At 55.9% G+C, this 22,800-nt stretch carries 19 protein-coding genes; 7 read left to right on the top strand and 12 right to left on the bottom strand.

Features of this window, described 5'->3' with window-relative positions:
• Positions 1-15: 15 nt before the first annotated feature.
• Positions 16-450 carry a DUF805 domain-containing protein gene (locus LQK91_RS20840; protein ID WP_105100108.1) on the top strand — a complete coding sequence of 145 codons (435 nt, stop codon included), beginning with the start codon at positions 16-18 and terminating at the stop codon, positions 448-450.
• Here LQK91_RS20840 and fpr read toward each other — a convergent pair.
• A complete protein-coding gene (gene fpr, locus LQK91_RS20835) occupies positions 441-1,187 on the bottom strand; it encodes a ferredoxin--NADP(+) reductase (RefSeq protein ID WP_105100109.1) in 747 nt (248 codons plus the stop codon). The two genes, LQK91_RS20840 and fpr, sit on opposite strands and share 10 nt — an antisense overlap.
• Positions 1,188-1,460: 273 nt before the next feature.
• On the opposite strand from fpr, the gene emrD reads away from it, so the two are divergent.
• Positions 1,461-2,654, top strand: a complete 1,194-nt coding sequence (emrD, locus tag LQK91_RS20830) for a multidrug efflux MFS transporter EmrD (RefSeq protein ID WP_105100110.1) — start codon at positions 1,461-1,463, stop codon at positions 2,652-2,654.
• On the opposite strand, the gene glpX is transcribed toward emrD, so the two are convergent.
• The 3 genes from glpX to LQK91_RS20815 form a co-directional block, all read right to left on the bottom strand.
• Positions 2,644-3,654, bottom strand: a complete 1,011-nt coding sequence (glpX, locus tag LQK91_RS20825) for a class II fructose-bisphosphatase (RefSeq protein ID WP_105100111.1) — start codon at positions 3,652-3,654, stop codon at positions 2,644-2,646. The two genes, emrD and glpX, sit on opposite strands and share 11 nt — an antisense overlap.
• A gap of 95 nt (positions 3,655-3,749) precedes the next feature.
• Positions 3,750-5,261, bottom strand: a complete 1,512-nt coding sequence (gene glpK / locus LQK91_RS20820) for a glycerol kinase GlpK (RefSeq protein ID WP_003851245.1) — start codon at positions 5,259-5,261, stop codon at positions 3,750-3,752.
• 30 nt (positions 5,262-5,291) lie between these two features.
• Positions 5,292-6,143, bottom strand: a complete 852-nt coding sequence (locus LQK91_RS20815) for an MIP/aquaporin family protein (protein WP_003851244.1) — start codon at positions 6,141-6,143, stop codon at positions 5,292-5,294.
• A gap of 405 nt (positions 6,144-6,548) precedes the next feature.
• Here LQK91_RS20815 and zapB point away from each other — a divergent pair, with 405 nt between their 5' ends.
• The gene (gene zapB / locus LQK91_RS20810) at positions 6,549-6,788 is read left to right on the top strand and encodes a cell division protein ZapB (protein ID WP_003851242.1); all 240 of its coding nucleotides are present in this window, start codon (positions 6,549-6,551) and stop codon (positions 6,786-6,788) included.
• Positions 6,789-6,841: 53 nt separating this feature from the next.
• On the opposite strand, the gene rraA is transcribed toward zapB, so the two are convergent.
• The 6 genes from rraA to priA form a co-directional block, all read right to left on the bottom strand.
• Entirely contained in the window at positions 6,842-7,327 is a 486-nt protein-coding gene (gene rraA / locus LQK91_RS20805; RefSeq protein WP_105100112.1) for a ribonuclease E activity regulator RraA, read from the bottom strand.
• 158 nt (positions 7,328-7,485) lie between these two features.
• On the bottom strand, positions 7,486-8,823 hold the full coding sequence (hslU, locus tag LQK91_RS20800; RefSeq protein WP_003851236.1) for an HslU--HslV peptidase ATPase subunit: 1,338 nt from the start codon (positions 8,821-8,823) through the stop codon (positions 7,486-7,488).
• A 10-nt stretch (positions 8,824-8,833) separates the two neighbouring features.
• On the bottom strand, positions 8,834-9,364 hold the full coding sequence (gene hslV, locus LQK91_RS20795; RefSeq protein WP_003851234.1) for an ATP-dependent protease subunit HslV: 531 nt from the start codon (positions 9,362-9,364) through the stop codon (positions 8,834-8,836).
• 88 nt (positions 9,365-9,452) lie between these two features.
• A complete protein-coding gene (ftsN, locus tag LQK91_RS20790; protein ID WP_105100113.1) occupies positions 9,453-10,475 on the bottom strand; it encodes a cell division protein FtsN in 1,023 nt (340 codons plus the stop codon).
• A 152-nt stretch (positions 10,476-10,627) separates the two neighbouring features.
• Positions 10,628-11,665, bottom strand: a complete 1,038-nt coding sequence (gene cytR, locus LQK91_RS20785) for a DNA-binding transcriptional regulator CytR (protein WP_008926938.1) — start codon at positions 11,663-11,665, stop codon at positions 10,628-10,630.
• A gap of 164 nt (positions 11,666-11,829) precedes the next feature.
• Entirely contained in the window at positions 11,830-14,025 is a 2,196-nt protein-coding gene (priA, locus tag LQK91_RS20780; RefSeq protein WP_003851229.1) for a primosomal protein N', read from the bottom strand.
• Positions 14,026-14,251: 226 nt separating this feature from the next.
• On the opposite strand from priA, the gene rpmE reads away from it, so the two are divergent.
• Positions 14,252-14,467: a 50S ribosomal protein L31 gene (gene rpmE / locus LQK91_RS20775; protein WP_003851227.1), complete on the top strand. Its 216-nt coding sequence runs from the start codon at positions 14,252-14,254 to the stop codon at positions 14,465-14,467.
• A gap of 80 nt (positions 14,468-14,547) precedes the next feature.
• Here the strand turns inward: rpmE and metJ are convergent, their stop codons facing one another.
• On the bottom strand, positions 14,548-14,865 hold the full coding sequence (gene metJ / locus LQK91_RS20770; RefSeq protein WP_003851225.1) for a met regulon transcriptional regulator MetJ: 318 nt from the start codon (positions 14,863-14,865) through the stop codon (positions 14,548-14,550).
• Positions 14,866-15,138: 273 nt separating this feature from the next.
• On the opposite strand from metJ, the gene metB reads away from it, so the two are divergent.
• The 3 genes from metB to metF all read left to right on the top strand — a co-directional run bounded on the left by metB (position 15,139) and on the right by metF (position 19,836).
• Entirely contained in the window at positions 15,139-16,299 is a 1,161-nt protein-coding gene (gene metB / locus LQK91_RS20765; protein ID WP_003851223.1) for a cystathionine gamma-synthase, read from the top strand.
• A gap of 2 nt (positions 16,300-16,301) precedes the next feature.
• On the top strand, positions 16,302-18,737 hold the full coding sequence (locus LQK91_RS20760; RefSeq protein WP_105100114.1) for a bifunctional aspartate kinase/homoserine dehydrogenase II: 2,436 nt from the start codon (positions 16,302-16,304) through the stop codon (positions 18,735-18,737).
• A 202-nt stretch (positions 18,738-18,939) separates the two neighbouring features.
• A complete protein-coding gene (metF, locus tag LQK91_RS20755; RefSeq protein ID WP_008926936.1) occupies positions 18,940-19,836 on the top strand; it encodes a methylenetetrahydrofolate reductase in 897 nt (298 codons plus the stop codon).
• 94 nt (positions 19,837-19,930) lie between these two features.
• Here metF and ppc read toward each other — a convergent pair whose 3' ends face one another.
• On the bottom strand, positions 19,931-22,582 hold the full coding sequence (ppc, locus tag LQK91_RS20750) for a phosphoenolpyruvate carboxylase (RefSeq protein ID WP_105100115.1): 2,652 nt from the start codon (positions 22,580-22,582) through the stop codon (positions 19,931-19,933).
• Between the last annotated feature and the right edge of the window lie 218 nt (positions 22,583-22,800).

Below are 22,800 nucleotides of genomic sequence, written 5' to 3'. Positions count from 1 at the left end.
TCTGGATGATAATGCATGACGTTACAACAATGGTGTTTTTCCTGGCGTGGCAGGCTGGGACGACGTGATTTCTGGATCTGGCAGGCAGTCTGGTTGCTGACAACGACACTGTTATTTACCCTGGCAGCAAACGACTGGGTTGAAACCCAGATGGCGGCTTTCGGGGTGGTCTGCCTGATGTGGCCCGCCAGCGCGGTCATTGTAAAACGTCTGCACGATCGTAATCGTCCCGGCTACTGGGGATTTCTGGTGATAGTGGCCTGGCTGCTGGTGGCGGGAAACTGGAGCATGCTGGGCGGCATTCTGCCCTGGCTGCTGGGTCGCGCCATTCCCTTTGTGTTATTCGCTGGCCTGCTGCTCGAACTCGGCGTTTTTCGCGGCACCCCCGGCGCTAACCGGTTTGGTACCGCGACGCAGCCGGTGCGATACCGGCAACTGGCTCACCAGTAATGTTCGCTGGTGATATGGCCCGGCTTGCGCTTCAGGTGTTTACGCATTTCGCGCGTCTCTTTCAGTAATTGCTGGGTGTCGCGCACCATCTGCGGGTTGCCGCACAGCATCACATGGCTGCTGTCGGCATCCAGCGTTAATCCGGTGGCACGCTCCATCTCGCCATTTTCGATCAGCGCCGGAACCCGGCCCGTCAGCGAACCGGGGATCGTTTCGCGGCTCACCACCGTCTGGATGTGCAGCTTGCCCTGATAACGCTGTTGCAGCTGCTGCATCAGTGGCAGAAAGCTCAGGTCGTCCGCATAGCGTGCGGCATGGACCAGCACGATGTTTTCAAAGCGATCCAGTCCTTCGCCCTGCTGAAGCATAGAAAGGTAAGGGCCAATAGCGGTGCCGGTTGCCAGCATCCATAATGTTCTGCACGCCGGGACTTCATCAAGCACAAAGAATCCCGCGGCTTCTTTCGTGACCATCACTTGATCGCCAGGCTGAAGGGCCTGCAGATGCGGACTCAGCTTGCCATCGGGCACGGTAACCAGGTAAAACTCCAGCAGGTCATCCTTTGGCGCATTGACGAAAGAGTAAGCGCGCTGCACCCGCTCGCCGTCAATTTCCAGAGCCAGTTTGGCAAATTGCCCCGCGATAAAGGGATCGATGGGCGCTGTTACCCGCAGACTGAACAGCGCATCCGTCCAGTTTTTCACTTCCTTTACTTCAGCATTGACCCACTCAGCCATAATCACTCCCTGGTTGTTGATTATTCCGGCAGGTTTCTATTTTCGCGGCTGCCCGATGAGATTGCCAGCTTGTGGCCGGGCAAAGGCTCTAATCGACAAACTGTTGCTTTGTCTTTACAGGCTGGTGCATAAACTTGACAGGCGCAAGCCGGGACCTTTCGGCCTGCCTCTCGCTTTGTCATCTAATCCTGATATTTTGCCCGCCATAACAAGATGACTGGCGGGTGAACCGCTGTTTTAACCTCCTTTCACAGAAAGAAATTTTGCATAATCATGATTAGTAAACTGGAAAATCGCCCGCTGTTGGTGATGCTCATTGTGCTGGTGGCTGTCGGGCAGATGGCGCAGACCATCTACGTCCCGGCGATGTCGGTGATGGCGGACGCGCTGAATGTGCGGGATGGCGCGCTGCAGCGTGTGATGGCGGCCTATCTGATGACCTATGGCGGATCCCAGCTGATCTACGGCCCGCTGTCAGACAGTGTCGGTCGGCGTCCGGTGATCCTTGCAGGCATGATGATCTTTATGATCGGCGCAATCACGGCATTGATGGCGACCTCACTCGATATGCTGGTGCTCGGCAGCGCGATTCAGGGACTGGGAACCGGCGTAGCTGGCGTAATGGCCCGTACCATGCCGCGTGATCTCTATGAGGGGCACGCGCTGCGCCGTGCCAACAGCCTGCTTAATATGGGCATTCTGGTCAGCCCGTTGCTGGCACCGGTGATTGGTGCACTGTTGACCCAGCTCTTTGGCTGGCACGCCTGTTTCGCCTTTCTGCTGCTGCTCTGTCTGGCGGTTACTTTGTCTATGGCGCGCTGGCTGCCGGAAACCCGGCCACAGAGTGCTGAAGTGACCCCATTCTTCAAACGCTATGCCCGGCTGCTCAGCGACGCAAATTTCGTTCGCTACATTGTCCTGCTGATTGGTGCGCTGGCGGGTATTGCGGTATTTGAGTCGAGCTGTGGCGTGCTACTGGGCGGCGTGCTCGGCCTGCACAGCCTGACCGTCAGTATCCTGTTCATTCTGCCCATTCCGGCGGCGTTCTTCGGTGCCTGGTTCGCGGGACGCGAGCAGGGTTCATGGCACAGTCTGATGTGGTGGGGCGTGAATAGCTGTCTGCTGGCGGGCATCCTGATGTGGATCCCGGCATGGTTTGGCGTAATGAATATCTGGACGCTGCTGGTTCCGGCCGCGATGTTCTTCTTTGGGGCTGGCATGCTGTTCCCGCTGGCGACTTCAGGGGCAATGGAGCCGTATGCCTGGCTGGCTGGCAGCGCGGGTGCACTGATTGGCGGAATGCAGAACCTGGGATCGGGTCTTGTCGCGTGGCTTTCAGCCATGATGCCGCAGCGCGATCAGTTCAGCCTTGGCATGCTGATGTTCTTTACGGCACTGGTGATGCTGCTCTGCTGGTTGCCACTCTCACGTCAGCCGGAGCGCGGCAACCAGCCGGTTACAGGATAAACGGATGGAGTGCCGGATCCTTACGGTCAAGATAATGAATCGACTGGATGCGGCGAATAGTGCGAGATTTACCGCGAATCAGCAGGGTTTCGCTGGTGGCGACATTGCCCTGACGCGTAATGCCTTTCAGTAGTTCGCCACTGGTAATGCCGGTGGCGGCAAACACTACGTTGTCATTGCGCGCCATCTCACCTAGCGTCAGCTTCTTACCCGCTTCAATCCCCATCTCCGCACAGCGCTGCAGCTCCTGCTCGCCGAGGCGCCGGTTTTCAGCGCTGTCGCCTTTGACGTGATGACGCGCCAGCAGCCGACCCTGCATATCACCGTCCAGCGCACGGATCACCGCTGCTGAAACGACGCCTTCCGGTGCGCCGCCGATGCCATACATCACATCGACTTCGCTGTCTGGCATGCAGGTCAGAATTGAGGCGGCAACGTCACCATCCGGGAAGGTAAATACCCGCACGCCCAGCTGCTGTAACTCGCTAATCACCACATCATGGCGTGGCTTAGCCAGGATGGATACGGTCAGCTGTGACAACGGCTTGTTCATCGCTATTGCGATATTACGCAGGTTAGTTTCAAGCGGCAGGTCAAGGTCGATCACGCCCTGTGCTGCAGGACCCACGATCAGTTTTTCCATATACATGTCGGGAGCGTGCAGAAAGCTGCCTTTATCGCCCACGGCCATCACAGCCAGCGCATTGGCCTGGCCCAGTGCCGTCATGCGGGTACCCTCAATCGGATCGACGGCAATATCAACGGCATCGCCGTGACCGGTACCGACTTTTTCACCGATATAGAGCATCGGGGCTTCGTCGATTTCGCCTTCACCGATCACAATCTGACCGTCAATTTCAATGGAGTTCAGGACATGACGCATGGCATGGACAGCCGCACCGTCAGCCGCATTTTTGTCACCGCGTCCTAACCAGTGATAGCCTGCCAGGGCGGCAGCTTCGGTTACGCGGGAAAATTCAATGGCAAGTTCTCGTTTCATGGCATCTACCTGACAAAAAACCGGCAGGCAGTGTAACACAGCGGGGGAGCGGGGCGGGGAAAAGGCCCGCGACGGCAATGTCGCGGGCGTTGATATTACTCCTGTTCTTCCCACGCCTGTGCGCGGGCAACCGCTTTTTTCCAGCCAGCATAACGGAAGTTACGCTCGGTGGTTTCCAGGCTTGGACGGAACTCACGCTCAATAACGGCTTTAGAGCGCACTTCATCCAGATCCTGCCAGAAGCCAACAGCCAGACCCGCCAGATACGCAGAACCCAGCGCGGTCACTTCACGCACTTCCGGACGCTCAACACGGGTGCCGAGGATGTCAGCCTGGAACTGCATCAGGAAGTTGTTGGACACCGCACCGCCGTCTACACGCAGCGCCTGCAGGCGGGTATTGGCATCATTCTGCATCGCTTCCAGAACGTCACGTGTCTGATAAGCGATCGACTCCAGCGTCGCGCGGATGATGTGGTTAGAGTTTGCGCCACGGGTCAGACCGAAGATCGCGCCACGGGCATACGGGTCCCAGTAAGGTGCGCCCAAGCCGGTGAAAGCAGGCACCATGTAAACGCCGTTGGTATCTTTCACTTTCATCGCGAAGTATTCAGAGTCAGCCGCTTCACTGATCAGCTTCATCTCATCACGCAGCCACTGAATAGAGGCACCACCGATAAACACGGCACCTTCCAGCGCATAGTTCACTTCACCGCGCGGGCCACAGGCGATGGTGGTCAGCAGGCCGTGGGTTGAGGTCACCGCTTCAGTACCGGTGTTCATCAGCATGAAGCAGCCGGTGCCGTAGGTATTTTTCGCCATGCCAGGCTGTACACACAACTGGCCATACAGCGCGGCCTGCTGGTCACCGGCGATACCGGCGATAGGAATACGTGTACCGCCTTTACCACCAATGTTGGTCTGACCGTAAACTTCAGAAGAGGACTTCACTTCTGGCAGCATTTCACGCGGGATATCCAGGATATCCAGCATGCGCTGATCCCACTCCAGCTTGTGAATGTTGAACATCATGGTACGGGAGGCGTTGGTGTAGTCGGTGATGTGCACGCGTCCCTGAGTCATTTTCCAGACCAGCCAGGTATCGACGGTACCGAACAGCAGCTCGCCACGTTTTGCACGCTCACGCGCACCTTCAACGTGATCCAGAATCCACTTCACTTTCGTACCGGAGAAGTAAGGGTTAATCACCAGACCCGTGGTGTGCTGGATGTACTCTTCCAGACCCTCTTTCTTCAGTTTGTGACAATAGTCAGCGGTGCGGGGATCCTGCCAGACGATGGCGTTGTAGATCGGCTTACCGGTCTCTTTTTCCCAGACGATAGCGGTTTCGCGCTGGTTGGTGATACCGATTGCCGCAATCTCATCAGAGCGGATATCGGCATGTGCCAGCACTTCAACCAGCGTAGAGCTTTGTGAAGCCCAGATATCCATCGGGTCATGTTCAACCCAGCCCGCTTTCGGGTAGATCTGGGTGAATTCGCGCTGCGATACCGCGACGATGTTGGAGTCGTGGTCGAGAATGACGGCGCGTGAACTGGTTGTACCCTGATCGAGTGCGACAATGTATTTTTTATCTGTGGTAGTCATAAATTCATTCCTGATGATAAAAAGTGAAACTTACGCTTTACGCTGCTGAGCGCGTGCAACCGGTTTGTCTGCTGGAACACTCGGTTCCTGTGCGGCACCTGGCAGGTAGCGGCCAATCAGTGTGCGGTAACCTACTGCACCCAGGCAGGCACCCACCAGCGGGCCAAAAATTGGTACCAGGAAGTAAGGGATATCTTTACCACCCGTGAAGGCAACGTTACCCCAGCCAGCGAAGAAGGCGAACAGCTTAGGTCCGAAATCACGTGCCGGGTTAAGCGCAAAGCCGGTCAGCGGACCCATTGAGCCACCAATGACTGCGACCAGCAGACCGATCAACAGCGGCGCCATCGGTCCACGTGGGACACCGTTGCCATCGTCGGTCAGCGCCATAATCACCGCCATAAGCACTGCGGTAATAACCATTTCAACCAGGAACGCCTGGCCTACGCTGATGTGCGGATTAGGATAGGTTGAGAAGATACCCGCCAGGTCCAGACTCTGAACCGTACCGCGTACCATCTGATGACTCTGTTCGTAATCGAAAAACAGGCTGTAGTAGAGACCATAAACCAGCGCGGCCGCGCAGAATGCCCCGGCGATTTGCGCCAGAATATACGGCACCACTTTACGGCCTTCAAAGTTGGCGAACAGGCAGAGTGCAACGGTAACGGCAGGGTTCAGATGCGCGCCAGATACCCCAGCGGTAAGATAGACAGCCATTGAGACGGCTAAGCCCCAGATGATGCAGATTTCCCACTGACCGAAGGCGGCACCGGCAAGTTTCAGCGCAGCTACACAGCCTGCGCCAAAGAAAATAATCAAGCCTGTCCCCAGAAATTCGGCAATACACTGACCTTTGAGCGTGTTAGTTGTCTGACTCATAATAGTGGTTCCTGAAGCGAGGTTAAATTTTATCAGTTTTTGTTCTCAGTCCGTGAGGCACCCAGCTTTAATGTAGGGCTGATGTGAATTTATCGTTAACGAACATAAACGAGAAATAGCGAAATCATTTTTTGTGTACTGCGTCATAAAAATGCGCGTTTTCGCGTATTCCGGCTTTCCTTAGCCCATATTCGCGCCTGATGACAGAGAGGGTGGACACGTGCTGGAAAGCAGACGCAGTAAGCGCAGCGCAAATTCAGGGATTGGCTGAAAAGTGTTACAGACTGCGCTCGCAGCGGCCGCGTTGCTGGACTTGAGGGGTGAGGCTACATACAATCGGGACAACGTTGCTGGCTTAAGCTGGCATCATCAACGCCTTGCAGGAATTTAGGAGAGGTCAGAAAGATGTCATTTGAAGTATTTGAGAAACTTGAAGCGAAAGTACAGCAGGCGATTGATACCATCACGCTGTTGCAGATGGAAATCGAAGAGCTGAAAGAGCAGAACAACTCACTGCGTAACGATGCGCAACAAGTCGCGGGTAACCACGATGCGCTGATGCGCGAAAATCAGCATCTGAAAGAAGAGCAACACGTGTGGCAGGAACGTCTGCGTGCATTGCTGGGAAAAATGGAAGAGGTTTGAAGCCTCAGCTGATGTGAAAAACGGGTGCTCTGGCACCCGTTTTCATGTCTGGCCTATTCGAGGTCCAGCGCATCCTCTGACAGAATGATACCGGTGTTGTCGGCATAGAGATGGTCACCAGAGAAGAAGGTGACGCCGCCGAAGTTGACGCGCACATCGCTTTCGCCAATCCCTTCACCCGCAGCGCCAGCCGGAATCGCGGCAATGGCATGAATGCCAATCTCCAGCTCTTCCAGCTCATCAACCTGACGTACCGAACCGTAAACCACCAGGCCTTCCCATTCGTTAGTTGCCGCCAGGCGTGCCAGTTGGGCATCGACCAGCGCACGGCGCACTGAGCCGCCGCCATCAATCACCAGTACGCGACCACGGCCATTCTCTTCCAGCAGATCGTAGAGTAAGCCGTTGTCTTCAAAGCATTTCACTGTGGTAATCTGACCACCGAATGAAGTGCGCCCACCAAAGTTTGAAAAAAGCGGTTCAACAACATTCACTTCTTCATGGTAGATATCGCAGAGTTCAGATGTATCGTATTTCATAAGGGTTTCGTCTGTTTGCCACAGGAAGGGTAAGTATATCGCTATATGCAGATTGTTGGCAAAATCATCAGTATGAAAAAAGCATCGTTCGATCAAGAACATGCATAAAAAAGCCCAGCCGGGTGGGCTGGGCTTCGGAAAAGCGCTGAATCAGTGAATCAGAGAATGAAGCGGCTAAGGTCTTCGTCAGCCACCAGTTCATCCAGGTGTTTAGCCACATAGTCAGCATCAATGGTAAAGGATTCACCGTGACGATCGCTGGCGTCATACGAGATATCTTCCATCAGGCGCTCCAGCACGGTATGCAGGCGGCGCGCACCGATGTTCTCGGTGGTTTCGTTAACCTGCCATGCGGCTTCAGCGATCCGGCGAATACCCTCTTCGGTGAACTCAATGTTCACGCCTTCGGTATTCATCAGTGCTTTGTACTGCACGGTAATCGAGGCATTCGGTTCGGTCAGGATGCGCTGGAAATCATTGACGGTCAGCGCCTGTAGCTCAACACGAATCGGCAGACGACCCTGAAGTTCCGGAATCAGATCGGAAGGGCTGGCAACCTGAAACGCGCCTGAGGCGATAAACAGGATATGGTCGGTTTTGACCATGCCGTGCTTGGTGGAGACGGTGCAGCCTTCAACCAGCGGCAGCAGGTCGCGCTGAACGCCTTCGCGAGAGACATCGGGTCCGCCCGCATTCTGGCCGCCGCGCTTACAGATTTTATCGATCTCATCGATGAACACGATACCGTGCTGCTCGACCGCTTCAATCGCATCCTGCTTAAGCTCTTCCGGGTTAACCAGTTTTGCCGCTTCTTCTTCGATCAGGAGCTTCATCGCTTCTTTGATCTTCAGCTTGCGGGCTTTCTGCTTCTGGCCGCCGAGGTTCTGGAACATCGACTGCAGCTGGCTGGTCATCTCTTCCATGCCCGGAGGCGCCATGATTTCGACGCCTGGGCTGCTGGCCGCCAGATCGATTTCAATCTCTTTATCATCCAGCTGGCCTTCGCGCAGCTTCTTGCGGAATGACTGACGCGCTGCAGAGGGTTCAGCACTCTGCTCAGCCTGACCCCAGTTGTTTTTCGCGGGTGGAATCAGCACATCAAGAATGCGCTCTTCTGCCATCTCTTCGGCACGGTATTTATTCTTTTCAATCGCCTGACTGCGCACCATCTTGATGGCGGAATCAGTCAGATCACGAATGATAGAGTCCACTTCCTTACCGACATAACCGACTTCGGTAAACTTGGTCGCCTCGACTTTGATGAACGGTGCATTCGCCAGCTTTGCCAGACGACGTGCGATCTCGGTTTTACCGACACCGGTCGGACCGATCATCAGGATATTTTTTGGGGTCACTTCATGGCGCAGCTCTTCGTCGAGCTGCATGCGGCGCCAGCGGTTGCGCAGTGCAATAGCCACGGCGCGCTTGGCGCTGTCCTGGCCGATGATAAAGCGGTTCAGTTCGCTAACGATTTCGCGTGGAGTCATCTCAGACATATTTATACCCTTACGCCTTAGACGTTAATTCTTCGAAATTAACGTTGTGGTTAGTGTAGATGCAGATATCACCCGCGATATTCAGCGACTTCTCGACGATGTCGCGTGCGCCCATTTCGGTATTCTCCAGCAGCGCACGTGCCGCTGCCTGGGCGAAAGGCCCACCGGAGCCGATGGCGATCAGATCGTTTTCAGGCTGGATGACATCACCGTTACCGCTGATGATCAGTGAGGCTGACTCATCCGCGACGGCCAGTAAAGCTTCAAGGCGGCGCAGCATACGGTCGGTACGCCAGTCTTTGGCCAGCTCCACCGCTGCTTTCACCAGGTGGCCCTGATGCATTTCCAGTTTACGTTCGAAAAGTTCAAACAGGGTGAAGGCGTCTGCGGTGCCGCCAGCAAATCCGGCAATCACCTTATCGTTGTATAAACGACGCACTTTTTTAACGTTGCCTTTCATCACGGTATTGCCGAGCGTAGCCTGGCCATCACCGCCAATCACTACCTGGCCGTTGCGTCGTACACTTACTATTGTTGTCACGGGCAGACCCCTTGTTGCTGTCGGAAAAGGACTCCGCGCACGGGGCGCGGAGTATCATGCAACAGATATGGGGCGGGTTTGACGGGTTTCAACCCCCAACGGAGAGCGGAATACAGCTGGAGTGTCCGGAACTGCGAAGACGTTTCAGGGTGCTGTCAGCGGATGCGCGATCTTTATACGGACCAATCACCACACGATTCCAGCCGCCACCGGTGGTAATGCGGCTTTCAAAGCCTTCAAAGGCTAAGCCCGCACGTACCGACTCAGCCTGGTCAGTGCCTTTGAACGAACCACACTGCACCATCCAGCGCTGCGAAGAGGCTTTCTCCGCCGGTTTCGCCTTCGCGGTCTCCTGTGGCTTTGTCTGCACGTCTGGTTCCCGCGTTACTGGCGCAGGTTGCGACTGGCGCTGTACGTTTTGCTGCTGCTGCTGCTGCTGACGTTGCAACTGCTGCTGTTGTTGACGCTGTTGTTGTTGCTGCAACTGCAGCTGGCGTTGCTGTTGTTGCTGAGCCTGCAACTGCTGACGTTGTTGCTGAACCTGTTGCTGCTGACGTTGTTGCTGAACCTGTTGCTGCTGCTGAACCTGCTGCTGTTGCTGAACCTGCTGCTGTTGGCGTTGCAGCTGTTGCAATTGCTGCTGATGCTGCAGCGTCTGCTGACGTTGCGCCGGCGTCTGTTCATTCCACGGCACTTCATTGAGCTGTGTTGGCTGCTGACGCATATCAGCCTGCATCTGCTCCAGCAACTGGCGCTGTTCATCGGTCAATTGGGTCTGCGACTTCACTTCGCCACCCGAAGAGGGTTCGATCGGTGTCGGCACAGTAACCTGACGGTTTTCCAGCTCTTTAATGTATTTCCAGCGTTCTTCAGGCTTCGGCGGTAAGCCATTGCCGTTGGCTTTATGATCCGTAATGACCGGCACGTCTTCTTTCTTATGATGCGCCAGGAACCATAAACCACCGGCAAAGGTCACCAACACAGCGACCGCCAGTACAATCATCAATTTAGAAGTTCCCGAACCGCCTTTGCTCTTCTTGCCACGGCTGGGGCTTTTTTTGCGACGCGTCCCTGTTGAACGCCCGCGGCCTACATAATCTTTTTGTGCCACTCTCGTTCTTATACCCTTCAAAAATAGTGCCAGTTGGGCGAAATGATGATTTTTACGCGCCCGGCAAGGAGTCCGCCATGTTACTTAAGGGCCGGAACTTTGACCAGCTGTGTTCGCCTTAAGAATCTACTGAAAAAACCAGACGAATACGCTTATTTTTCACGCTTTTTTGCGCGTGCCGTACTGCCCCGAATCGTTAAACCGGCATCCAGCAGCCGCGAGCCGCTGATCACCCGTTTGCCATTTAACTCATCCAGCAGCAGAAGCATCGCTTCCCGGCCTATCTGATAGCGTGGTTGTGTGACCGTCGTCAGCGGTGGCTCGCAGTAACGTGATAACTCAATGTCATCAAATCCCACCACAGAGAGATCTTCCGGTATCCGCAGCCCGCAGCGTCTGGCCTGATTCATCGCGCCCAGCGCCATAATGTCGCTGTGACAGAACAACGCGCGCGGCGGTTGCGGCAGAGTCATCAGCTGATTCATGGCGGCAACGCCTGCTTCAAAGGTGAAGTCACCGCGCACAATATAGGTGGGATCGACCGTCAGCCCGCTGCGACGCATCGCCTGGACATAACCCTGTAAACGATACTGACAGAGTGGCATCTCTTCCGGCCCGGCGATACAGGCGATCTGCGTATGACCTAACTGCAGCAGATGATTTACCGCTTCAAACGCGGCAGTCAGGTTATCAATGTGAACCGTGGGCAGCGACATTTCCGGTGCAAACTCATTCGCCATCACCATGGGTGGCAAGTTGCGTTGCTCATCAATGCTGGCATCAAAAGGCAGTTGTGAGCCAAGCAGCACCATGCCATCGATCTGTCGTGTGACCATCAGGTTAAGAAAGGTTCTCTCCTGCTGATTCTGATGGGCGCAATCGCCGATCAGCACCAGATAGCCCTCTTCGGCGGCTGTGACTTCGACGCCACGAATGATTTCACTAAAGAAGGGATCGCAGATGTCAGGGACAATGACCAGGATGGTACGCGTCTCATTACGACGCGCGTTGCGTGTGGGGCCATGGGCCGCATAGCCGACGGCGGCAACCGCCTTCTCGACTTTATGGCGGGTAGCCGCAGAAACCTTCTCTGGATTCATCAGCGCACGCGATACGGTGGCGGTTGAGACGCCCGCGTGTTCCGCGACATCCTTCATCGTGGCGGCGGGCGGTTGTTGATTCTGCTCCAACACATGCTCCTGACGCGTTATGGCGCGTTCGATTTTGTTTTTGCCTGACCTGAAAGCAAACCGGGCAACATTGTTAACGATTGCCCGGCTGGTTGTTACTTAATTTGCATAAAAATTGTGACTTATGCGACATTTTTCGATCTGGCTCGCAGTGTCAGAAAAAATCAGCTCTCTGTCGGGTCAATATCCAGCGTCCATTTCACTTTGCGCGCGGCGGGTAGCGTGGAAACCAGCGGCAATGAACTGCTCAGCAGCTGTTGCAAACGCTGTCGGGAAGGATGCTGCAGCAGCAGTTGCCAGCGCCAGCGTCCGCTGCGTTTTGGCTGCAGAGCCGGCAATGGACCCATAAACCACATCGCCTTGTCATTGAGCGGGCTCGCCTCCAGCAAGTTACGGAGTTGTTGCAGAAATTCCGCCGCCTGCTGATTGTCCATATCTTCCGCGCGGAACAGCGCATGGCGGCTCCAGGGCGGCAGGTGAACTGCCTGTCGCTCCAGCAGCGCCTGCTGCGCAAATGCCGAATATCCCTGGTGCAGCAGTGTCTGAAGCAGAGGATGTTCCGGATGATGCGTCTGTAATAACACCTCGCCCTGCTTGCCAGCGCGGCCAGCACGACCGGCGACCTGAGTATAGAGCTGCGCAAAGCGTTCTGCCGCGCGAAAATCGGCTGAGAACAGTGCGCCATCAACATCCAGCAGCGACACCAGGGTGACATCCGGGAAATGATGCCCCTTGGCCAGCATCTGGGTGCCGACCAGAATGCGTGCGCCGCCGCGATGAACGTCAGCCAGATGCTGCTCCAGCGCCCCTTTGCGGCTGGTGGTATCACGGTCAATTCGCGACACCGGCACGCCAGGGAAGAGTGTACCGAGCTGCTGCTCCAGCTGTTCGGTTCCGACACCTACCGGCAGCAGATGCGTTGAACCACACTGCGGGCATTGATTAGGCAGCGGACGCTGGCTGTCGCAATGGTGGCAGCGTAGCTGGCGATGATGCTGGTGCAGCGTGTAGTAGCGATCGCAGCGGGTACATTCGGCAATCCAGCCGCAGTCGTGACAGAGCAGGGCGGGCGAAAAGCCGCGGCGGTTAAGAAACAGCAGCACCTGATTATCGGCCTGCAGATGCTGGCGCATTTTACCAATCAGGCCCGGTGCCAGGCCGCCGATCAGCTGCACACCTTTTAAGTCGATAAGCTGTTGCAGCGCCGGTCTGGCATTGCCGGCGCGCTTTGTCAGGTCGAGCTGGCGATACTTGCCGCTGCGGACATTGTGCAGCGTCTCCAGAGCGGGGGTCGCCGATCCCATAACAATCGGGATATCCTCTTCATGCGCGCGGAAAACGGCCAGATCGCGCGCCTGATAACGCCAGCCTTCCTGCTGTTTATAAGAGCTGTCATGCTCTTCATCAATGATGATGACGCCAGGACGGGCCAGCGGCGTAAACAGCGCCGATCGCGTGCCAATCACAATCGCCGTTTCACCGCGCCGTGCACGTAACCACACCGCCAGCCGCTCACTGTCATTTAAGGCGGAGTGCAGCACATCGATGGGCGCATCGAAACGTTCGCGAAAGCGGGCGATAGTCTGCGGAGTTAAGCCAATCTCCGGCACCAGCACCAGCGCCTGTTTACCGCGTGCCAGCACATTTTCCAGCACGCTGAGGTAAACCTCGGTTTTGCCGGAACCGGTAATGCCCGCCAGCAGCCACGCAGCATAATGCTCATCATCTGCCCGAATCGCACCTACTGCCATCGCCTGATCCGTATTCAGTCGCAGACGCTCGCCTTTCACAGCATAGGTAGTACGCCAGTCGTGCATCTGCGGCTGATGCTCATGCAGTTCGCACAACCCTTTGGCCCGCAGAGCCTGCAGCGTGGCTTCCGTAAGGTCATGTTCACTGACCTGATGACGATAGAGGGGTTGCTGACGCAGTGCTGCCAGTGCCTGCTGCTGTTTCGGGGCCCGCTTTAAACTTTCGGGTGCCGTTGCCCGGCCCTGCTCGGTAATTTCCCAGCGCCATAAGGGATTATCCTGCGCCGCTTTGCCCTGGCGCAGCAGCACTGGAATGGCATGGCTCAGCACTTCTCCCTGCGGCGAATGATAGTAGCTGGCGGCCCAGTTAAGGATGCGCCACAGCGACGGCGGATAGAGTGACTCACTATCCAGCACCTCGATCACTTGCCTGAGTTGTGCTTCCGGCAGATCGCTGCTGTCACGAAAGGCGACTACAATCCCGATCATCCTGCGATTGCCAAAGGGCACACTTACGCGACCGCCGATGACCGGCTGCGCACCCTGTGGCGGCAGATAGTCAAACAGGCGGGGCAAGGGGACGGGCAGGGCGACCTGGACTACGGGCATAACTCTCTCTTTCCGGCATCATCATCGGGGAAGCTAGTGTACACGCTGACCCTGATGGCGGGTATCTCAGGAGATATTTGCAGCAATCGAAACTTACCTGTATAATATGCCGCCTTCGGTGAGAAATATTTGGCCGGAGTACACCCTATAATGTTCAACCGCGTGTGGTGCTGTGCAGGTAAAAGCCTGGCACGGAGAGCGACACGGCCTTCTATGAGGTTTCCCCATGAAACAAGGTATTCACCCGAAATACGAAGCAGTTACTATCAAATGTACCTGCGGCAACGAGATCCACACCCGTTCAACACTGACTCACGAACTGAACCTGGACGTTTGTGGCAAATGCCACCCGTTCTATACCGGTAAGCAGCGTGAAGTGGCAACTGGTGGCCGTGTTGACCGCTTTAACAAGCGTTTCAGCGTGCCAGGCGCTAAAAAATAAGATTAAAAGGCACCTGAACCTGTGGGTTCGGCGGCAAGAAAAAACCCAGCTTCGGCTGGGTTTTTTTATGCGCTGACGAATCAATATTCCCAGGTGTCGGGATCGATGCCCATATCGCGCATGATCTTTTTCGCTTCTTCAGGAATTTCATCGCTGCGTTCTTTACGCAGGTCCACGTCGTCTGGCAACGGTTGCCCGGTAAAGGCATGCAAAAAGGCTTCGCAAAGCAGCTCACTGTTGGTGGCGTGACGCAGGTTGTTCACCTGACGACGGGTACGCTCATCCGTTAAAATCTTCAGCACGCTCAATGGGATAGATACCGTAATCTTCTTGACCTGCTCGCTCTTCTTACCGTGCTCAGCGTACGGGCTGATATATTCGCCGTTCCATTCAGCCATGGGTTACCTTAATTAATAAACGTTAAATGTGAGGAAATCAGCGAATTATGCCTGATTTTTTCCTGCCTGACCCCTGATATGGCGGGTTTTCTTCGCTCACTGCCTCTGCATCACAGAGGGGAACGCCAGGCGATGACGCATAATTTTAGCGGTTATTGCGTTTTTGCTCAATCTATACGCAAAGACATTTAGATGTCCAGATGTATTGACGTCTAATTAGAGGGTGATATCCTGTGGCCTACATTTTATTCACTCTTCAGGAACAATTCGCTCATGACGCGTAAACCGGCAACCATCGCAGTGCGCAGCGGTTTGAATGATGACGAGCAATATGGCTGCGTTGTCCCGCCAATCCACCTCTCTACGACCTACAACTTCCTGGATTTTAATGAGCCTCGTGCGCATGACTACTCCCGTCGTGGCAACCCCACGCGTGATGTCGTACAGCGTACCCTGGCCGAACTGGAGGGAGGAGCGGGCGCGGTATTAACCAATACCGGGATGTCGGCGATTCACCTGGTGACGACGGTGTTCCTGAAGCCTGGCGATCTGCTGGTTGCGCCACACGACTGTTATGGCGGCAGCTATCGGCTGTTTGACAGCCTGAGCAAGCGCGGCGCGTATCGGGTTAAATTTGTCGATCAGGGCGACCCGGTGGCGCTGCAGGCGGCACTGGATGAAAACCCTAAACTGGTGCTGATTGAAAGCCCCAGCAATCCGCTGCTGCGCGTAGTGGATATCAGCGCGATTTGCGCCGCTGCCCGCGCAGCAGGTGCTATCAGCGTGGTGGACAACACCTTTATGAGTCCGGCGCTGCAGAACCCTCTGGCGTTGGGTGCCGATCTGGTGATCCATTCCTGTACCAAATACCTCAATGGCCACTCCGATGTGGTAGCGGGCGCAGTGATTGCCAAAGATCCGCAACTGGCAACCGACCTGGCCTGGTGGGCGAATAATATTGGTGTAACCGGCGCGGCATTTGACAGCTATCTGCTGCTGCGCGGAATTCGTACCCTGTCGCCGCGCATTGCGGCCGCACAACGCAACGCACTCGCGATTGTTGAGTATCTGAAGCAGCAGAAGCGGGTGAAAAAGTTGTATCATCCTTCGCTGCCGGAAAACGCCGGACACGAACATGCCGTACGTCAGCAGCGCGGCTTTGGTGCCATGCTGAGTTTTGAAATCGACGGTGATGAGGCACTGCTGCGCCGCTTCCTGAAAGCGTTGCGGCTCTTTACGCTGGCGGAATCGCTGGGTGGCGTGGAAAGTCTGATCTCCCATACCGCCACCATGACGCACGCGGGTATGTCAGCAGAAGCACGCGCGGCAGCGGGCATTTCCGATACGCTGCTACGGGTTTCTGTTGGTATTGAAGATCACGAAGATTTAATTGCCGATCTGGATAATGCATTCCGGATCGCAGCCGAGGGTTAAGTATGACGATTTCAGCAGGCGCGGGAACGCCGACTATCAGGCAGTTGCATAAGTTTGGTGGCAGCAGTCTGGCCGATGCGCGTTGCTATCAGCGCGTTGCCAGCATTATGGCGGATTACAGCCAGCCGGGCGACCTGATGGTGGTCTCTGCGGCAGGTTCAACCACCAACCAGCTGATTAGCTGGCTGAAGCTGAGCCAGAGCGATCGCCTCTCTGCGCACCAGGTGCAACAGGCCTTGCGTCGCTACCAGAGCGAACTGATCGGTGCGCTGCTGCCTGCTGAGATCGCCGAACCTTTAATTACTGCGTTTATTCGCGATCTGGAAAAGCTGGCGGCCCTGCTGGATGCGCCGATTACCGATGCGGTCTATGCCGAAGTGGTCGGGCACGGTGAAGTCTGGTCAGCACGCCTGATGTCAGCGGTCCTGAGCCAGCGTGATCTGCAGGCCTGCTGGCTGGATGCGCGTGAGTTTTTGCGTGCTGAACGTGCCGCTCAGCCACAGGTGGATGAGGGTAAATCCTGGCCACTGCTGCAGACTTTGCTGGCGCAGCATCCCCATAAGCGCATCGTGGTCACCGGCTTTATCAGCCGTAACGATGCCGGTGAAACCGTCCTGCTTGGCCGTAACGGCTCCGACTATTCCGCTACGCAGATCGGTGCGCTGGCGGGTGTCGGACGTGTGACGATCTGGAGCGATGTGGCGGGCGTTTATAGCGCCGATCCCCGCAAAGTCTCTGATGCCTGTCTGCTGCCGCTGTTAAGGCTGGATGAGGCCAGTGAGCTGGCGCGTCTGGCGGCACCGGTGCTGCATACCCGTACGCTGCAGCCGGTTTCCGGCAGTGATATCGATTTGCAATTGCGCTGCAGTTATCAGCCGGAGCAGGGCTCAACCCGAATTGAACGCGTGCTGGCCTCCGGAACAGGCGCGCGCATTGTCACCAGCCATGACGATGTTTGCCTGATTGAGATTCAGCTGCCAGAGCAGCATGACTTTGCCATCCTTCACAAAGAGATCGACCTGTTGCTGAAGCGCGCGCAGCTGCGACCGCTGGCGTTTGGCGTTCATCCTGACCGTCAACTGCTGCAGCTCTGTTATACCTCCGAAGTGGTTAACAGTGCCTTTACGCTGCTACAGGATGCCGGTTTACCGGGCCATCTGCAGCTGCGCGATGGCCTTGCGCTGGTGGCGCTGGTTGGCGCAGGCGTTACCCGCAATCCGCTGCATACCCATCGCTTCTGGCAGCAGTTAAAAGATCAGCCGGTTGAGTTCATCTGGCAGTCAGAAGAGCACATCAGCGTGGTCGCGGTGCTGCGCGTCGGCCCGACGCAGCATCTGATTCAGGGACTCCATCAGTCGCTGTTCCGTGCAGAAAAGCGCATCGGCCTGATGCTGTTTGGCAAAGGCAATATCGGTTCACGCTGGCTGGAGCTGTTTGCCCGCGATCAGGAAACGCTGTCAGCGCGGACCGGCTTTGAATTTGTGCTGGCGGGTGTCGCGGATAGCCGTCGCAGTCTGCTGAGCTATGAAGGGCTGGATGCCAGTCGGGCACTCGCCTTCTTTGATGATGAAGCGGTGGAACGCGATGAAGAGTCGCTGTTCCTGTGGATGTGCGCGCATCCGTTTGATGACCTGGTAGTGCTGGATGTCACAGCCAGCACACCGCTGGCACAGCAGTATCTCGACTTTGCCAGCCACGGCTTTCACGTTATCAGCGCCAATAAGGTCGCGGGTGCGTCAGACAGTCAGACCTGGCGGCAGATTCGTGATGCCTTTACCAAAACCGGGCGTCACTGGCTCTATAACGCCACCGTAGGCGCAGGCCTGCCGATCAACTACACGGTACGCGACCTGCGCGACAGCGGCGATACCATCCTGGCAATCAGCGGGATCTTCTCCGGTACGTTGTCCTGGCTGTTCCTGCAGTTTGATGGCACGGTGCCGTTTACCGAGCTGGTGGATCAGGCCTGGCAGCAGGGCTTAACCGAGCCGGATCCGCGCGCCGATCTCTCGGGTCAGGATGTGATGCGTAAGCTGGTGATCCTGGCGCGTGAAGCAGGCTACAACATCGAGCCGGATCAGGTACGGGTGGAATCGCTGGTGCCAGACAACTGTCAGCAGGGCTCAGTAGACCACTTCTTTGAAAATGGTGAAGAGCTGAATGAGCAGATGCTGCAGCGTCTGGAAGCCGCGCAGGAGATGGACCTGATGCTGCGTTACGTTGCCCGGTTTGATGCCAACGGTAAAGCACGTGTCGGGGTCGAAGCGGTGCGTCCGGAACATCCGCTGGCTTCGCTGCTGCCGTGCGACAACGTCTTTGCGATTGAAAGTCGCTGGTATCGCGACAATCCGCTGGTCATCCGCGGACCCGGTGCAGGCCGTGATGTTACCGCAGGTGCAATACAGTCAGATATTAATCGCCTCGCACAGTTGCTGTAATTTCTCTTAAACAGGCGCTTCGGCGCCTGTTTTCAATGCGTTATCTCTCCTCTGTTGAAACTTCTTCAAGTTGATTGAAAATTGATCACGGCTGTTGATCATTTTTAAGTTGACGGCATCCGCAGATTACGTCATTTTGAACATCTGGACGTCTAAACGTGTAGATGTTCGCAGGCCGATTGTTAATCGATGAGGGTGCAGGATGAGTTTCTTTCATGCCAATCAGCGCGAAGCGCTAAACCAGAGCCTGGCTGAGCTGAACGGGCAAATTAATGTTTCATTTGAGTTCTTCCCGCCGCGTACCAGCGAAATGGAAGAGACCCTGTGGACCTCCATCGATCGTCTGAGCAGCCTGAAACCAAAATTCGTTTCTGTTACTTACGGCGCGAACTCAGGGGAGCGCGACCGCACCCACAGCATTATCAAAGGCATTAAAGATAGAACCGGGCTGGAGGCTGCACCCCATCTGACCTGTGTTGATGCCACGCGGGATGAACTGCGCACCATTGCTCAGGATTACTGGAACAATGGCATTCGCCATATTGTGGCGCTGCGCGGTGACCTGCCTCCCGGCAGCGGCAAGCCTGAGATGTACGGCAGCGATCTGGTGTCGCTGCTGAAAGAGGTCGGCGATTTTGATATTTCCGTCGCCGCCTATCCTGAAGTCCATCCCGAAGCGAAAAGCGCCCAGGCCGATCTGATTAACCTGAAGCGTAAAATTGATGCGGGCGCAAACCGGGCGATTACCCAGTTCTTCTTCGACGTTGAAAGCTATTTACGTTTTCGCGATCGCTGTGTTTCGACCGGTATTGATGTGGAAATTGTGCCGGGCATTCTGCCGGTCTCTAACTTTAAACAGCTCCAGCGCTTTGCCACGCTGACCAATGTGCGTGTGCCAGGCTGGATGAACGCGATGTTTGCCGGTCTGGATGATGATCCGGAAACGCGCAAAATGGTGGGCGCCAATATCGCGATGGACATGGTAAAAATTCTGTCACGCGAAGGGGTGAAAGATTTCCATTTTTACACGCTGAACCGTGCCGAAATGAGTTACGCCATCTGTCACACGTTAGGTGTGCGTCCTGCCGCTGCGGCTTAAGCCTCTTGTTACAGCCAATAAAAAAGTCGGGAACGTCCCGACTTTTTTGTTTTTCTGGCGGGCAGCGCTGACCGTTGTCAGCGCCTGACCACGATTAACCGGTATTGCGCATACCTGCCGCCACACCTGCAATCGTCACCATCAGCGCCTGCTCTACGCGGGCATCCGGCTCCTCACCACGGGCTTCCTGCGCACGTGAACGATGTAGCAGTTCTGCCTGGAGTACGTTGAGCGGATCGGTATAGACGTTACGCAGCGCAATCGACTCGGCAATCCACGGCTGGTCAGCCATCAGGTGTGAGTCATTGGCGATGGTCAGTACCGCTTTGATATCCGCAGCAAGCTGTTCGCGCAGTTGTTTACCCAGTGGCCAGAGTGATTTATCGACCAGACGCTGATCGTAATATTCCGCCAGCCACAGGTCGGCTTTCGAGAAGACCATCTCCAGCATCCCCAGACGGGTGGAGAAGAATGGCCAGTCGCGGCACATCGCTTCCAGCTGATCCTGATGACCGGCTGCCATCGCCTGCTGCAATGCAGCACCGGCACCCAGCCAGGCAGGCAGCATCAGACGGTTCTGCGTCCAGGCGAAAATCCATGGAATCGCACGCAGCGACTCTACGCCACCGGTAGGACGGCGTTTGGCCGGACGTGATCCCAGCGGTAATTTACCCAGCTCCTGCTCCGGCGTCGCCGAACGGAAATAAGGGACGAAGTCAGCGTTTTCACGCACATAACCACGATACATCGCACAGGAGTCAGTTGAGAGCTGATCCATAATGTCGCGCCATTCGCGTTTTGGCTCTGGCGGTGGCATCAGGTTTGCTTCCAGAATTGCGCCGGTGTAGAGCGACAGGCTGGCGATGGTCACGGCCGGTAAGCCATATTTAAAGCGGATCATCTCACCCTGTTCAGTCACACGCAGACCGCCGCGCAGGCTGCCTGGCGGTTGTGACAGCAGTGCGGCATGGGCGGGCGCGCCGCCACGACCAATGCTGCCGCCGCGTCCGTGGAACAGCGTCAGTGAAATACCGGCCTTCTCGCAGGTTTTAATCAGGGCATCCTGTGCCTGATATTGCGCCCAGCTGGCGGCCATGACACCGGCATCTTTCGCCGAGTCAGAATAGCCAATCATCACCATCTGTTTGCCCTGAATAAAGCCGCGATACCAGTCGATGCTCAGCAGCTGGCTCATCACGTCGTTCGCGTTATTCAGATCATCAAGCGTTTCAAACAGCGGTGCAACCGGCATGGCATAACCGATGCCCGCTTCTTTCAGCAGCAGATGCACGGCCAGCACGTCGGAAGGGGTTTTCGCCATCGAAATAACATAGGCGGCGATAGAACCCTGCGGGGCTTCCGCCGCGACACGACACGTCTCCAGCACTTCACGCGTCTCATCGCTGGGTTCCCAGGTACGAGGCAGCAGCGGGCGCTTGGAATTCAGTTCACGGATCAGGAACGCCTGCTTGTCCGCTTCAGACCAGCTTTCATAATCGCCGAGGCCCAGATAACGGGTCACTTCGGCAATCGCCTCTGTGTGACGGGTGCTCTCCTGGCGCAGATCGATACGCACCAGCGGCACGCCGAAGCATTTCACGCGGCGCAGCGTATCAAGCAACTGACCGTTAGCGATAATGCCCATGCCGCACTGTTGCAGTGACTGATAGATGGCAAACAGCGGGTCCCACAGTTGATCGTTGGAGACCAGCAGATCGGCCGGACGCGGCAGGCGTTCGCCTTTCAGGCGACGTTCCAGGAACGACTGGGTCGTCATCAGCTGACTGCGCAGACATTTCAGGATCACACGGTAAGGTTCCAGCGCTTCCGGCTCGCCGCTGAGTTCGCGGATCTCTTCACTGCACTCGGACATCGACAGCTCGGAGATCAACACGCCGATATCGCGCAGGAACAGGTCAGTGGCTTTCCAGCGGCTCAGCTGCATCACATGGCGGGTAATCGACGCCGTGACGTTCGGGTTACCGTCGCGGTCGCCACCCATCCACGAGGTGAACTGAACCGGCACGAAATCGACCGGCAGCCTGATGCCAAACGCCTCTTCGACCTGCTCGTTCAGCTCACGCAGGAAAGCAGGAACGCCTTCCCACAGGCTGTTTTCTACGACGGCAAAGCCCCATTTGGCTTCGTCTACTGGGGTCGGACGATATTTACGGATCTCATCGGTGTGCCACGCCTGCGCCACCAGCTGGCGCAAACGGCGCATAATCTGGTTGCGTTCGTAGTCGGAGACATCGCTGTGATCAAGCTGCTTCAGGCAGCTGTTAACTTCAACCAGCTTGTGAATCAGTGTACGACGGGTGATTTCGGTCGGGTGCGCAGTCAGCACCAGCTCCAGAGACAGTGATTCAATGGCCGCAAGGATGTCGCTTTCGCTGATATCTTTCTGCTGTTTCAGGGTATCAAAGGTCTTTTTCAGCAGTTCAGGATGGTTCTCACCCTCACCACTTTGCGAGATGGTCTGATACTGCTCAGCCACGTTAGTGAGGTTCAGAAACTGGCTGAAAGCGCGTGCAACCGGCAGAAGCTCCTCGTTGGAGAGGTTCTGCAGCGTATTGAGCAGTTCTTTACGATGAGTGTCATTTCCTGCACGGGATGACTTGGAGAGCTTACGGATGGTTTCAACCTGGTCGAGGATGTTCTCTCCCAGTGCATCCTTAATCGTATCCCCGAGCAGTTTGCCGAGCATACTGACATTACTTCGCATTGCGGAATATTGTTCGTTCATTGGACCCTGACACCCTTATCGTCTTGAAAAACTCATACACCCGACCTTTCAGGCAGCAGAAAAATCAGCAACATTGTGTCCCCGATAATCTACAGGGAACCGGCTCCGTTGCCGCCTGTCCACATTCTGAAACGTTCTGGATAATCACCCGGTGGGCATAACATCGTCTTTTATCTAGCCACGTAATGCTGCGTTCGTCAAATGCGTTAAAGTGCACT

The sequence above is a fragment of the Pantoea sp. MHSD4 genome (genome assembly GCF_021043305.1).
Taxonomy (GTDB): Bacteria; Pseudomonadota; Gammaproteobacteria; order Enterobacterales; family Enterobacteriaceae; genus Pantoea; species Pantoea eucalypti.
This window is presented reverse-complemented; position numbering and strand designations above follow the sequence as displayed.